This is a genomic window from Arenimonas sp. (assembly GCF_019459675.1).
Lineage (GTDB): Bacteria > Pseudomonadota > Gammaproteobacteria > Xanthomonadales > Xanthomonadaceae > Arenimonas.
The window spans coordinates 1-12,206 of the sequence record NZ_JAIBFH010000308.1; the positions used below are offsets into that span (position 1 = coordinate 1).

General features: G+C 68.8%; 13 protein-coding genes and 4 tRNA genes. 14 read left to right on the forward strand and 3 right to left on the reverse strand.

Going from position 1 to position 12,206, the window contains the following annotated elements:
- The 6 genes from K0M70_RS10465 (at position 1) to K0M70_RS10490 (ending at position 2,495) form a co-directional block, all read left to right on the forward strand.
- A tRNA-Gly gene (locus tag K0M70_RS10465) sits at positions 1 to 76 on the forward strand.
- Between the two features lie 90 nt (positions 77 to 166).
- Positions 167 to 240: transfer RNA gene (locus tag K0M70_RS10470), tRNA-Cys, on the forward strand.
- Between the two features lie 73 nt (positions 241 to 313).
- Positions 314 to 400: transfer RNA gene (locus K0M70_RS10475), tRNA-Leu, on the forward strand.
- 25 nt (positions 401 to 425) lie between these two features.
- Complete coding sequence (locus K0M70_RS10480; RefSeq protein WP_290781811.1) at positions 426 to 725, forward strand: hypothetical protein; 300 nt, start codon at positions 426 to 428, stop codon at positions 723 to 725.
- 12 nt (positions 726 to 737) lie between these two features.
- A complete protein-coding gene (locus tag K0M70_RS10485; protein WP_290781812.1) occupies positions 738 to 2,366 on the forward strand; it encodes an FMN-binding glutamate synthase family protein in 1,629 nt (542 codons plus the stop codon).
- 54 nt (positions 2,367 to 2,420) lie between these two features.
- Positions 2,421 to 2,495: transfer RNA gene (locus K0M70_RS10490), tRNA-Val, on the forward strand.
- Positions 2,496 to 2,574: 79 nt separating this feature from the next.
- Here the strand turns inward: K0M70_RS10490 and K0M70_RS10495 are convergent.
- Together K0M70_RS10495 and K0M70_RS10500 are read right to left on the reverse strand one after the other, a co-directional pair.
- Positions 2,575 to 3,426, reverse strand: coding sequence for a hypothetical protein (locus tag K0M70_RS10495; protein ID WP_290781813.1), 852 nt, complete (start codon positions 3,424 to 3,426; stop codon positions 2,575 to 2,577).
- 22 nt (positions 3,427 to 3,448) lie between these two features.
- Positions 3,449 to 4,306, reverse strand: coding sequence for a hypothetical protein (locus K0M70_RS10500; RefSeq protein ID WP_290781814.1), 858 nt, complete (start codon positions 4,304 to 4,306; stop codon positions 3,449 to 3,451).
- Between the two features lie 141 nt (positions 4,307 to 4,447).
- Between K0M70_RS10500 and K0M70_RS10505 the strand changes: the two genes are divergently transcribed.
- Positions 4,448 to 4,852 (forward strand): hypothetical protein, encoded by a 405-nt coding sequence (locus K0M70_RS10505; RefSeq protein WP_290781815.1) that lies wholly within the window; start codon positions 4,448 to 4,450, stop codon positions 4,850 to 4,852.
- Positions 4,853 to 4,924: 72 nt separating this feature from the next.
- Here the strand turns inward: K0M70_RS10505 and K0M70_RS10510 are convergent, their stop codons facing one another.
- Complete coding sequence (locus K0M70_RS10510; RefSeq protein ID WP_290781816.1) at positions 4,925 to 5,224, reverse strand: DUF1244 domain-containing protein; 300 nt, start codon at positions 5,222 to 5,224, stop codon at positions 4,925 to 4,927.
- Positions 5,225 to 5,314: 90 nt separating this feature from the next.
- Here K0M70_RS10510 and folD point away from each other — a divergent pair, with 90 nt between their 5' ends.
- From folD to guaA, 7 genes are all read left to right on the forward strand, one after another.
- On the forward strand, positions 5,315 to 6,187 hold the full coding sequence (gene folD, locus K0M70_RS10515) for a bifunctional methylenetetrahydrofolate dehydrogenase/methenyltetrahydrofolate cyclohydrolase FolD (protein WP_290781817.1): 873 nt from the start codon (positions 5,315 to 5,317) through the stop codon (positions 6,185 to 6,187).
- A gap of 19 nt (positions 6,188 to 6,206) precedes the next feature.
- Positions 6,207 to 7,097 (forward strand): TRAP transporter TatT component family protein, encoded by an 891-nt coding sequence (locus K0M70_RS10520; RefSeq protein WP_290781818.1) that lies wholly within the window; start codon positions 6,207 to 6,209, stop codon positions 7,095 to 7,097.
- A 25-nt stretch (positions 7,098 to 7,122) separates the two neighbouring features.
- Positions 7,123 to 8,112: a TRAP transporter substrate-binding protein DctP gene (dctP, locus tag K0M70_RS10525; RefSeq protein WP_290781819.1), complete on the forward strand. Its 990-nt coding sequence runs from the start codon at positions 7,123 to 7,125 to the stop codon at positions 8,110 to 8,112.
- Positions 8,112 to 8,603 carry a TRAP transporter small permease gene (locus K0M70_RS10530; protein ID WP_290781820.1) on the forward strand — a complete coding sequence of 164 codons (492 nt, stop codon included), beginning with the start codon at positions 8,112 to 8,114 and terminating at the stop codon, positions 8,601 to 8,603. Before dctP ends, K0M70_RS10530 begins: the two co-directional genes overlap by 1 nt.
- A complete protein-coding gene (locus K0M70_RS10535) occupies positions 8,600 to 9,880 on the forward strand; it encodes a TRAP transporter large permease subunit (RefSeq protein WP_290781821.1) in 1,281 nt (426 codons plus the stop codon). Before K0M70_RS10530 ends, K0M70_RS10535 begins: the two co-directional genes overlap by 4 nt.
- Positions 9,881 to 9,963: 83 nt before the next feature.
- A complete protein-coding gene (guaB, locus tag K0M70_RS10540) occupies positions 9,964 to 11,421 on the forward strand; it encodes an IMP dehydrogenase (RefSeq protein WP_290781822.1) in 1,458 nt (485 codons plus the stop codon).
- A 6-nt stretch (positions 11,422 to 11,427) separates the two neighbouring features.
- Positions 11,428 to 12,206: glutamine-hydrolyzing GMP synthase (gene guaA / locus K0M70_RS10545; protein ID WP_290781823.1), on the forward strand; the 779-nt coding region annotated here is incomplete at its 3' end.

Genomic DNA, 12,206 nt, shown 5'->3' on the forward strand with positions numbered 1-12,206 from the left:
GCGGGAATAGCTCAGTTGGTAGAGCACGACCTTGCCAAGGTCGGGGTCGCGAGTTCGAGTCTCGTTTCCCGCTCCAGTTTCAACAAAACCCCGCTTGCCGGGGTTTTGTTTTTTAAGGCGGTGGCAACCGCCGCGGGACGCGCTAAGCTTCCCGCAACGCTTACCCGGCCGGGTGGCAGAGTGGTTATGCAGCGGACTGCAAATCCGCGTACGCCGGTTCAATTCCGACCTCGGCCTCCAATTCAAAAGCCCCGCCCATGCGGGGCTTTTGTTTTATGGCGGACGCGGCACGCATGCGGCACCATGCTGGCTGGCCCGGGTGGCGAAACTGGTAGACGCATGGGACTTAAAATCCCCCGGCCGCAAGGCCATGTGGGTTCGACCCCCACCCCGGGCACCACCTCGCCGCTACAGGGGAAGCGCTGATGGATTTCTTGCTGGGGGTTGTCTATTTCGTGTTCGACGCCGCCGCGGCGCTGCTGCTGGTGGCTACCTGGCAGCGGACCCGCATCACCGGTTTCCTGGTGCTGGCGTCGAGCTATGTGCTGGGCATCCTGGCGCGATGGATCATGCCGCTGCTTTATCGTGGCCTTGGCGGCGACGGCGGGCTGACTGTCCTGATCCAGTCGCTGTGGCTGCTGATCGCCGCCGTGGCGCTGTACGGGCTGTGGGACATCTATCGCCAGCTAAAGCGCCCGGCCCACGCCGCACCCGCCACGGATTGATTGGGAGCCACCATGCTGCCTTCGCGCTACTGGCCCTTCGCGGGCGTGCTGCTGCTCACCGTGGTGTTCGCCTGGGCCTTGCCCTGGTCGCACAACGCCGGCTATGGCGTGGCGGCGTTCGGCACGCTGTCCCTGCTGGGGCTGTGGGACCTGGTGCAGCGAAAGCATGCGCTGCGCCGCAACTTCCCGCTCACGGCGCGTTTTCGCTACCTGCTCGAGTCGATCGGGCCGGAGATCCGCCAATACTTCATTGAAGCGGACACGGTGGAGCTGCCGTTCTCGCGCCAGCAGCGCGCCATCGTCTACCAGCGCGCGAAGGACGTGCTGGACAAGCGCCCGTTCGGCACCCAGCGCGACCTTTACAGCGACAAGTACGAGTGGATGAACCATTCGCTGCAGCCCGCGCAGCTCACCACGCACGACTTCCGCATCACCATCGGCGAAGGGCGGGCGCAGCCTTATTCCGCCAGCGTGTTCAACATTTCGGCGATGAGCTTCGGCTCGCTGTCGGCGAACGCCATCCTAGCGCTCAACCGCGGTGCGAAGCAGGGCGGCTTCTACCACGACACCGGCGAGGGTTCGATTTCGCGCCACCATCGCGTGCACGGCGGCGACCTGGTCTGGGAAATAGGCTCGGGCTACTTCGGCTGCCGCAGCGACGACGGCCGCTTCGACCCCGACAGGTTCGCGGCCAACGCGCGCGACCCGCAGGTGAAGATGATCGAGCTCAAGCTTTCCCAGGGCGCCAAGCCGGGGCAGGGCGGCATCCTGCCGGCGGCCAAGGTCAGCGCCGAGATCGCCGAAGCGCGCGGGGTGCCGCAGGGCGTGGAGTGCCACTCGCCGGCCGCGCACTCGGCGTTCGCCACGCCGATTGAACTGCTGCAGTTCGTGGATCGCCTGCGCGAGCTTTCGGGCGGCAAGCCCACCGGGTTCAAGCTGGCCATTGGCCATCCCTGGGAGTGGTTCGCCATCGCCAAGGCCATGAAGCAGACCGGCCTGCTGCCCGACTTCATCGTGGTGGACGGCGGTGAGGGCGGCACCGGCGCCGCGCCGCTGGAGTTCACCGACCACGTGGGTGCGCCCATGCGCGAGGCGCTGCTGCTGGTGCACAACACCCTGGTGGGCCTGGACCTGCGTTCGAAGGTGCGCATCGGCGCCGCCGGCAAGATCGTCACCGCCTTCGACATGGCCCGAACCCTGGCGCTGGGCGCGGACTGGTGCAATTCGGCGCGCGGGTTCATGTTCTCGCTGGGCTGCATCCAGTCCCAGAGCTGCCACACCGACCGCTGCCCGACCGGGGTGGCCACCCAGGACCCCAGCCGCCAGGCCGCGCTGGACCCGCAGGACAAGGGCACGCGGGTGGCCAACTTCCATCGCAACACCCTGCTGGCCCTGCGCGACCTGCTGGCGGCAGCCGGCCTGCGGCACCCGGCCGAGCTGGGCCCGGAGCACATCATCCGCCGCGTTTCGTCCACCGAGGTCCGTTCGCTGGCCAAGCTGCATCACTTCGTCCCGCCGGGGCAGCTGCTGGAGGCGGTGCCCGAGCACCCGGTGTTCCAGGTGTTCTGGGACCAGGCCCGGGCCGACAGCTTCGCCGCACCGGCCGCGGCCCAGGCCATGCAGGCCAGCAAACTGCGGTGAGCGCCCGAGGTTGACCGGCTTGGGGCGGCCCGCGTAAACTTCGCGCTCTCTTCCGGGCGGTTAGCTCAGCGGTAGAGCATCGCTTTCACACGGCGAGGGTCACAGGTTCAAGCCCTGTACCGCCCACCAAATCCCTTCGGGGCGCACCCCGGTGCGAACAAGAAAAAGCCACCCCAGCGGTGGCTTTTTTCTTGCCTGTGGCGGGCACTCAGCGCGCCGGCCCGCGGATCTCGTCATGCATGCGCTGCCAGTCCTGGGCCGGGATCGGACGGGCGGGAATGCCGCCCCAGGTTTCGCCGGCGCCCACGCGTGAGCCGGGCAGGAGCACGGAGTGGGGCAGCACCACCGCGTCTTCGCCCACCTGCACGTCGCCCATCACCGTAGCCTTCTCGCCGATGGTGGCGCGGGCGCCGATCACCACCGGGGCCACCGTGAGATGGCCGCCGCCGCCAAAGTGCGCGAACAGGTGCACGCTGCCGCCGATCACCACGTCGTCGCCCAGGGTGATCAGGCGCGGGTCGGAGATGAATTCGGTATTGATGAAAACGCGCTTGCCCAGCCGCATGCCCATGGCCGACAGGAACCAGCCGCCCATCGGGGTCAGCGTGACGAAGGGCAGGAAAGTGAAACGCACCAGATAAAACAGGCCGTTGTGCAGCAGCCACGGCACCGCCTCGATCGAGAAGTAGCCGCCCTTGAAGGGCTTGGCGCGGGTGGGAAGCAGCGCGTTGTACACCGGCACGACGCACAACAGCGAGAAACCGAACACCCACAGCGCCAGCGCGTAGCCCAGTCCCAGCAGCGGCCAATGCAGCCACCCCGAAACGCCGCTGGTCCAGCCCGGCCATGCGTCCAGCAGCCACAGCGCCGGCGCAAGCGCCCAGGCCACGGCCGTTGCCAGCAGCGCATAGAGCGCCAACACGGCCATCAACAGGGCGGTCTGGTTGAAGCGGCGGATGAACCGGTCCACCGCGCCTTTCGGCGGCGGGTTGTGGCGCGTCCCGAACGTGACGTGTGGCGCCGGCGCCTTCATCGGGCCGGGCTTGTCGCAGTCGCTCATGCCCGGCCCCGCGCGCCAGGGGTCACTCCAACTGCGCCTTGGCGTACTCGGCGTCGAGTTTTTCCATCGCGTCGCGCGGCTTGAGCTTGCCGGCCTTTTCGTAGGCGGCGGCGACATCGTCTTCGCGCTTATCGCCGTGCAACAGCAACAGCAGGTTGCCGTATTCGATGTGGGCGATGGGCGAGTCGGGTGTCAGCTTCAGCGCCGCCGCCAGATGCTTGTCGGCCTCGGAAGCCTTGGCGCCGTAGGTCATGCCGCCCACCAGGGCGCCGATCTTGTTGATGATCTCGGCGTGGTAAAGGCCCAGCGCGGTGTGCGCCTCGGCGTGCTTGGGCGCCAGGTCCAGCGTGGCCTCCAGCGCCTTGCGCACCTTGGTGGCCAGGCCCATCTTGAGCGCCTTGGCGATGCTGATGCCCTGGCTGTAGCGGCCCATGCCGAAGGCGAAGCGATAGTGGCTGTTGGCTTCGCCAGGCAGGGCGGCGATGGCGGCTTCGGCCAGCTTGCCCACCTGTTCGTAGCGCTTGAGCTGTTCGTCCTCGTCGTCGACCAGGTAGGTGGCGTGGATGCCCAGCGCCTTGCAGGCGACGCTGGCACCGACCGGCCCCAGCGCCTCACCGCCCTCGAACGCCTGCTGGAAATCGCCGCGATGGAAAGCGCGCCAGGCGTCCTGCAGCGCCTGCGCCAAGGTGGCCGCGTCCATGCCCTTGGGCGCGGCCTTGCCGGCGGCCTTGATCAGCGCGGCGGCGCGCTTGTCGTCGGGAAAGGGTTCGGTGTCGCCGGCGTGCAGTGCGGGCCAGGCTTTCTTGAGCTTGTCGCCCGCCTGGTCGAAGGCCTTGGCGTCATGGGGAAACTTGGCCCAGCTGGATTTCTTGGCAGCCATCGACACGCACTCCCGGCAAAGAGGGCCAGCATCGCGCGGGCCACGTTCGGCCGCAAGCGGGGCTAGTGTGATTGCTCAAGCCCCGGCGACCACACTCGAAAGCGATCAAGGCCATTCCGGCCTACTGAAACGAGGTGTCCCATGACCCGTCCGACCACGACCCGCCGCCGCAGCCCCCGCAAAACCGAAATCAGCCCGCGCACCGTGCTGCTGGCCGGCATCGGCGCCGCCTCGCTGGGCCGCAAGCAGGCCATCAAGTCCATCGACGGCCTGGCCGAGCTTCCCGAAGCCATCCGCCAGCGCGCCGACGATGCCGCGCGCGAGGCGGGCAGCCGCGTCGCCAAGTTCCGCAAGCAGGCCAAGGCCAAGCTGGCCCCCGTGAAGAAGCAGGTCGAGGGCTTCGCGCAGCAGGCGCAGGCCGAGTTCGAAACCCGCTTCGCGCCGGTGCTGGTGAAGCTGGGCGCCAAAGCCCCGGCCAAGCGCACCGCCCGCAAAGCCACGCGCACCGCGCGCCCGGCCGCCAAGCGCACCCGCCAGCGCGCCTGAGCCACGTCCAAGCCTCCCTCCCGTCAGTGGGAATTCAGCGCCCCGGCCTTGCCGGGGCGTTTTTTATTGGCGTCAGGGATGGGCGCGCTGCGCGGCGTCGAAGGCCGCCAGCTGTTCCGGCGTAGCGTCGGCCTGGTGCTGGGCCTTCCACTGCGCGAAAGGCATGCCGTAGACGTACTCGCGTGCGGCGTCCTTGGACACCGGCGTGCCGGCCGCGTCGGCGGCCTCCTGGTACCAGTTGGACAGGCAGTTGCGGCAAAAGCCGGCAAGAATCATCAAATCGATGTTCTGGACGTCACTGCGCTGGCGCAGGTGGGCCAGCAGTCGGCGGAAAGCGGCGGCCTCGAGGGCCGTGGAGTCTGCGTTTGGCATATGGCGGGGTAGGGAAGGCTTCGGGGATAATCGCGGCTTGCGACCCGGGACATTCTGCGCCCGATCCGCCCCCACTTCCCCCGGAGCGCCATGACCGCCCGCATCCTTGACGGCAAAGGCATCGCCGAAGCCCTGCTGGACGACCTGGCCCGCCGTGTCGCCGTCCGCGTGGCCAGCGGCAAGCCGGCCCCCGGCCTGGCCGTGGTGCTGGTGGGCCAGGACCCGGCCTCGGCCGTGTACGTGCGCAACAAGCGCCGTGCCGCCAAGAAAGTCGGCATCCGCGCCATCGACTTCGACCTGCCCGCCGATACCGGCGACGACGAGTTGGCGGCACTGATCGACCGCCTGAACGCCGATCCGGCCATCCACGGCATCCTGGTGCAGCTGCCGCTGCCGGGGAACCGCGATGCCAACTGGCTGATCCACCGCATCGACCCGCGCAAGGACGTGGACGGCTTCCACCCCGAGAACGTCGGCCACCTGGCGCTGCGCCAGTTCGGCCTGCGCCCCTGCACGCCGCGCGGCGTCACCACGCTGCTGGCCTACACCGACCGGCCCGTGCGCGGCCAAAGCGCCACCGTGGTGGGCGTGAGCAACCACGTGGGCCGGCCGATGGTGCTCGAGCTGCTGATCGCCGGCTGCACCACCACCAGCTGCCACAAGTTCACACCGCGCGAAGTGCTGGAACGGCACGTGCGCGAAGCCGACATCCTGGTGGTGGCGGTGGGCCGTCCGGGCCTGGTGCCGGGCGAATGGGTAAAGCCCGGCGCGGTGGTGATCGACGTGGGCATCAACCGCACGGACGACGGCCGCCTGGTGGGCGACGTGGGCTTCGAAGCCGCCGCCGAGCGCGCCTCCTGGATCACGCCGGTGCCCGGCGGCGTCGGGCCGATGACGGTAGCCACGCTGATGCAGAACACGCTGGAGGCCGCCGAGGCCTCCGACACCATCGCGCAACATTGACCCCGCAGGCTGCACGCTCATGAGCATGACCCACGCACGCCCCCGCTGGCTTCCTGGTCTGGCCGCGCTGCTGGCCCTGATGCTGGCCGCCGGCTGTGCTTCGCTGGTGGGCAAGGCCAGCGACCGGTTCGCCGCCCAGCTGGGCAGCGCCGTCACCAACAGCAACGACCCCGCCACCGTGCGCGACGGGCTGCCAGCCTACCTGCTGCTGATCGACGGACTGGTGCAGGGGCAGGTGCCCGGAGACAAGCGCAATGCCTCGCTGCTGTTCGCCGCAGCCGAGCTCAACGGGGCCTATGCCGGCAACTTCACCGGCGACGACCGCGATCGCGCCAAACGCCTGGCGGCCAAGGCGCTGGACTATGCCCGCCGCGGCACCTGCGCGCAGGACAAAGCGCTGTGCGCGCAGCTGGATGCCGACGTGGACGCATTCACTACGGCCGTGAAAGCCGCGCCGCGGCAGAACATCGCCGGGCAGTACGCGCTGGCTGCAGCCTGGGTCGGCTTCCTGCAGGCCAATAGCGAAGACTGGAACGCCATCGCCGACCTGCCCAAGATCGAAGTGCTGCTGGGCAACGTGGTCGCCACTGACGCGGGCCACGCGCGCGGCATGCCGCGCGTGTACCTGGGCGTGCTCAATTCGCTGCGCCCCGAAGCCCTGGGCGGCAAGCCCGAGCTGGGCCGCAGTCACTTCGAGGCGGCCATCGCCATGAGCCAGGGCCGCAACCTCTACGCCAAAACCCTGATGGCCGAGTACTACGCCCGCCTGGTGTTCGACCAGGCGCTGCACGACCGCCTGCTGGACGAAGTGCTGTCCGCCGACCCGGCCGAGCCCGGTTTCACGTTGACCAACGTACTGGCCCAGGAGCGCGCGAAGGCGCTCGTGGCGTCGGGCAAGGACTATTTCTGAGCGCCAAGCCGCCAAGGATCCCCGCATGACCAGGCTGTTGTTCCCCCTCGTGCTTTCGCTGCTGCTGGCTTCACCGGTGTCCGCGCAGGTGATCAAGATCGCCACCCTGGCTCCGGATGGCTCGGCCTGGATGCGCGAACTGCGCGCCGCGTCTGCCGAGGTCAAGCAAGGTACGGCCGGCCGGGTGGACGTGAAGTTCTACCCCGGCGGCGTGATGGGCAACGACGCAGTGGTCCTGCGCAAGATGCGCCTGGGCCAGCTGCAGGGCGGCGTGCTGACGTCCAGTGAACTGTCGCTGGTGTACCCCGACGCCACCGCCTACAGCCTGCCGTTCCTGATGGACAGCTGGGACGAAGTGGCGCGCGTGCGCGCCAGCGTCGACCCGCTGCTGGCCAAGGGCTTCGAACAGCGCGGCATCCGCATGCTGGGCGTTTCGGGCCTGGGCTTCGCCTACCTGATGAGCGACCGGCCGCTGCGCACCAAGGCCGACATGGGCGGCATCAAGCTGTGGATCCCGTCCAACGACGAGATCGCCGCGCGCACCTTCAAGATGGGCGGCATCAACACCATCCCGCTGCCGCTGGGCGACGTGTTCACCAGCCTGCAGACCGGCCTGGTGGACACGGTGGTCAACACCCCCAGCGGCGCCATCGTGCTGCAGTGGCACGGCAAGGTGAAGCACATGGTGGACCTGCCGCTGACCTTCGTGGTCGGGTTCCTGGTGCTGGATGACAAGGCATGGAAAAAGATATCCGCAGCGGACCAGGCGGTGTTGGCCGCGGCCTTCGACAGCGCCGGCAAGCGCATGGACGCCAACATCCGCCGCGATGACGCCTCCGCCTTGGCCGCGATGAAAAAGCAGGGCATCACGGTGGGGCCGCTGGAGCCTGCCGAAGCGGCCCGCTGGCGCGACTTCGGCGCGCGCGTGACCACGCAGATGGAAGCCGAGAAAGCCATTTCGCCCGAGATACTGGCGGCCATCCGCCGCGCACTGGCGCAGCCCAAGGCGCCCTGATGCCCGGACGTTGGCTGGGCCGCCTGCACCGGGCCGAAGACGGACTGCTGGCGGCGCTGCTGGGCTTGCTGCTGCTGCTGTCGGTGGCGCAGATCGTGCTTCGCGTGGCTTTCGACAGCGGCCTGCCCTGGGCCGAACCGGTGAGCCGCGCCGGGGTACTGTTCCTGGCGCTGCTGGGCGCGCTGGGCGCCACCCGTTCGGGCAAGCACATCGCCATCGACGCGCTGCCGCGCTTCCTGCCGCCCGGGCCCCGGCGCGTGGCGTGGGCGATATCGCAGCTGGCCGCCGGCGCCGTGTGCCTGGGCCTGGCCTGGCTGGGCGCGGGCATGGTCGGCATGGAGCGCGAGGCGCCGGTGCCGTTCGTGGCGGGCATCCCCAGCTGGGTGCCGATGCTGGTGATCCCGCTGGGCTTCGGACTGATGGGCCTGCGCTTCCTGGTGGCGGCGTGGATGGAACCCCCGGTTGCCGCGGTGATGGGCGGCGAGCCGTGAGCCTGACGCTGGGCCTGCTGCTGATCCTGCTGTTCGCGGCGCTGGGCACGCCGCTGTTCGCCGTGATCGCGGCCATCGCCCTGCTGGGCTTCCACATCGCCGGCTACGACCTGATCGTGGTGACGGTGGAAATCTATCGGCTGGGCGACATGCCCGGCCTCATCGCCATCCCGCTGTTCACGCTGGCCGGCTATCTGCTGGGGGAAAGCCGCGCGCCCAAGCGGCTGGTGCGGCTTTCCAACGCACTGCTGGGCTGGCTGCCGGGCGGCCTGGCCATCGTCGCCATCGTCGCCTGCGCGTTCTTCACCGCGTTCACCGGCGCCTCGGGCGTGACCATCGTGGCGCTGGGTGCGCTGCTGTATCCGGCGCTGCGCCAGGCCGGCTACGACGAACGCTTCAGCCTGGGGCTGGTGACGGCCGGAGGCTCGCTGGGCCTGCTGTTCGCGCCGTCGCTGCCGCTGATCCTTTACGGCTTCGTGGCGGGGCAGATGGGCACCACCCCGGCGGTGACCATCCCCGACCTGTTCCTGGCGGGCGTGGTCCCGGGCCTGTTGATGGTGGGCATGCTGTCGGCCTACGCGATGTGGGTGGGGCGGTCGGTGACCCAGGCGCGCCACGCCTTCGACGGCCGCGAGCTTTGGCTGGCGCTGAAGGAAACCGCCTGGGAACTGCCGCTGCCGGTGATCGTGCTGGGCGGGATCTACTCGGGGGAACTGGCCGCGAGCGAAGCGGCAGCTGTGACGGCACTTTATGTTCTTGTCGTAACTGTCTTTGTCAAAAGGGAAATTCCCCTCTCAAAGTTGCCTGCCGTGATGGCGGATTCGATGCGCCTGGTCGGCGCCATCCTGCTGATCCTGGGCGCGGCGCTGGCCCTGTCGAACTGGCTGGTGGACCAGGAGGTCCCGGCCAAGCTGTTTGAATCCCTGCGCGAGCACGTGGACAGCCCCTGGGTGTTCCTGCTGCTGCTCAACGTGTTCCTGCTGGTGGTGGGCATGCTGCTGGACATCTTTTCGGCCATCGTCATCCTCACGCCGCTGCTGCTGCCGGTGGCGGCGGGCTTTGGCATCCACCCGGTGCATCTGGGCGTGGTGATGCTGGCCAACCTGCAGCTGGGCTACTTCACCCCTCCGGTGGGCATGAACCTGTTCATCGCCTCGTACCGGTTCGGCCAGCCGCTGACCAAGCTGGTGCGGGCCTGCGTGCCGTTCTTCCTGGTGCTGGCGGCGGCGGTGGCCCTGATCACCTGGTGGCCCGCGCTGTCGCTGGGGCTGCTCTGAGGGTTGGCGGCGCACACCGGCGACCACCCGGGCAGGCTCCGGGCGGCTATAATTGCCGGCTTCCCAGACCCCGGAGTCGCTCCATGCTGCGCATCCAGGCCGAAGCGCTGACCTTCGACGACGTCTCCCTCGTACCCGCCCACTCCATCGTCCTGCCCAAGGACGTGAGCCTGAGCACACAGCTTACGCGCGGCATCACCCTCAACCTGCCGATCGTGTCGGCCGCCATGGACACCGTCACCGAAGCGCGGCTGGCCATCGCCATGGCCCAGTTGGGTGGCATCGGCATCATCCACAAGAACATGAGCCTGCAGCTGCAGGCGGCGCACGTGGCGCAGGTGAAGAACTTCGAGGCCGGCGTCATCCGCGAACCGTTCACCGTCGGCCCGGACACCACCATCGGCGAGGTGATCAAGCTAACCCGCGCCCGCAACATCTCCGGCGTGCCGGTGGTGGACGGCGGCCAGCTGGTGGGCCTGGTGACCAGCCGCGACATGCGCTTCGAGAAGAAGCTCGACGATCCGGTCCGCAACATCATGACCCGCAAGGACAAGCTGGTGACGGTGCGCGAAGGCGCCACCGACGACGAAGTGCTGCAGCTGATGCACAAGTACCGCATCGAGAAGGTGCTGGTGGTGGACGACAGCTTCGCGCTGCGCGGCCTGATCACCGTCAAGGACATCCAGAAGGCGCGCGACAACCCGTTCTCCGCCAAGGACGCCGACGAGCAGCTGCTGGTGGGCGCGGCGGTCGGCGTGGGCGGCGACACCGAGGCGCGCATCCACGCGCTGGTGGCGGCCGGCGTGGACGTGGTGGTGGTGGACACCGCACACGGCCATTCCCAGGGCGTGATCGACCGCGTGGCGTGGGTTAAGAAGACCTTCCCGAGCCTGCAGGTGATCGGCGGCAACATCGTCACCGGCGACGCCGCGCTGGCGCTGTTCGACGCCGGCGCCGACGCGGTGAAAGTGGGCGTGGGCCCCGGCTCGATCTGCACCACCCGCATCGTGGCGGGCGTGGGCGTGCCGCAGATAACGGCGGTGGGCATGGTGGCCGAGGCGCTGAAGGGCCGCATCCCGCTGATCGCCGACGGCGGCATCCGCTATTCGGGCGACATCGCCAAGGCCCTGGTGGCCGGCGCCAGCACCATCATGATCGGCGGCCTGTTCGCCGGCACCGAAGAGGCACCGGGCGAAGTGGAGCTGTTCCAGGGCCGCAGCTACAAGAGCTACCGCGGCATGGGCTCGCTGGGCGCGATGGAGCTGGGCAGCAAGGACCGTTATTTCCAGGACGCCTCCGACGCCGACAAGCTGGTGCCCGAGGGCATCGAGGGCCGCGTGCCGTACCGTGGCCTGCTGCGCAACATCGTCCACCAGCTTTCGGGCGGTATCCGCGCCTCGATGGGCTACGTGGGCTGCGCCAGCATCGAGGAGATGCGCACGCGCCCCATGTTCGTGCGCGTCACCAATGCCGGCACCCGCGAGGCGCACGTGCACGACGTGCAGATCACCAAGGAACCGCCGAACTACAGGATGGGCTGAGTCCACATGACCGACATCCACAGCGACAAGATCCTCATCCTGGACTTCGGCGCGCAGTACACGCAGCTGATCGCCCGCCGGGTGCGCGAATTCGGCGTGTACTGCGAAATCTGGGCCTGGGACCACGACCCGGCCGAGATCGCCCGGTATGCGCCCAAGGGCATCATCCTTTCGGGCGGGCCGGAGTCCACCGTCGAGGCCGGTTCGCCGCGCGCGCCGCAGGAAGTGTTCGACGCGGGCGTGCCGATCCTGGGCATCTGCTACGGCATGCAGACCATGGCCATGCAGCTCGGTGGCCAGGTGGAATCGGGCCACCACCGCGAGTTCGGCCACGCCCAGGTGGAAGTGACCGCCGAGTGCGCCCTGCTCGACGACCTCAAGGACCACGCCGGCAGCCCGCCGCGGCTGGACGTGTGGATGAGCCACGGCGACCGGGTAACGTCCCTGCCCGAGGGTTTCCGGGTGACCGGGCGCACCGAATCGGTGCCGATCATTGCCATGGGCGACGACCGCCGCCGCTGGTACGGCGTGCAGTTCCATCCCGAAGTCACCCACACCCGGTCGGGCGAACAGATGCTGCGCCGCTTCGCGGTGGACATCTGCGGCTGCGACACGCTGTGGACCGCCGCCAACATCATTGAAGACCAGATCGAGCGCGTGCGCGCCCAGGTGGGCGACGACAACGTGCTGCTGGGGCTGTCGGGCGGCGTGGATTCTTCGGTGGTCGCGGCGCTGCAGCACCGGGCCATCGGCGCCAGCCTGGCCTGCGTGGTGGTGGCCACGGG

Bases quoted from the DNA above. Each gene is read 5' to 3' on its own strand.
- K0M70_RS10480 (WP_290781811.1), top strand. From the start codon at position 426: ATGGATTTCTTGCTGGGGGTTGTCTATTTCGTGTTCGACGCCGCCGCG.
- K0M70_RS10485 (WP_290781812.1), top strand. From the start codon at position 738: ATGCTGCCTTCGCGCTACTGGCCCTTCGCGGGCGTGCTGCTGCTCACC.
- K0M70_RS10495 (WP_290781813.1), bottom strand. From the start codon at position 3,426: ATGAGCGACTGCGACAAGCCCGGCCCGATGAAGGCGCCGGCGCCACAC.
- K0M70_RS10500 (WP_290781814.1), bottom strand. From the start codon at position 4,306: ATGGCTGCCAAGAAATCCAGCTGGGCCAAGTTTCCCCATGACGCCAAG.
- K0M70_RS10505 (WP_290781815.1), top strand. From the start codon at position 4,448: ATGACCCGTCCGACCACGACCCGCCGCCGCAGCCCCCGCAAAACCGAA.
- K0M70_RS10510 (WP_290781816.1), bottom strand. From the start codon at position 5,224: ATGCCAAACGCAGACTCCACGGCCCTCGAGGCCGCCGCTTTCCGCCGA.
- folD (WP_290781817.1), top strand. From the start codon at position 5,315: ATGACCGCCCGCATCCTTGACGGCAAAGGCATCGCCGAAGCCCTGCTG.
- K0M70_RS10520 (WP_290781818.1), top strand. From the start codon at position 6,207: ATGAGCATGACCCACGCACGCCCCCGCTGGCTTCCTGGTCTGGCCGCG.
- dctP (WP_290781819.1), top strand. From the start codon at position 7,123: ATGACCAGGCTGTTGTTCCCCCTCGTGCTTTCGCTGCTGCTGGCTTCA.
- K0M70_RS10530 (WP_290781820.1), top strand. From the start codon at position 8,112: ATGCCCGGACGTTGGCTGGGCCGCCTGCACCGGGCCGAAGACGGACTG.
- guaB (WP_290781822.1), top strand. From the start codon at position 9,964: ATGCTGCGCATCCAGGCCGAAGCGCTGACCTTCGACGACGTCTCCCTC.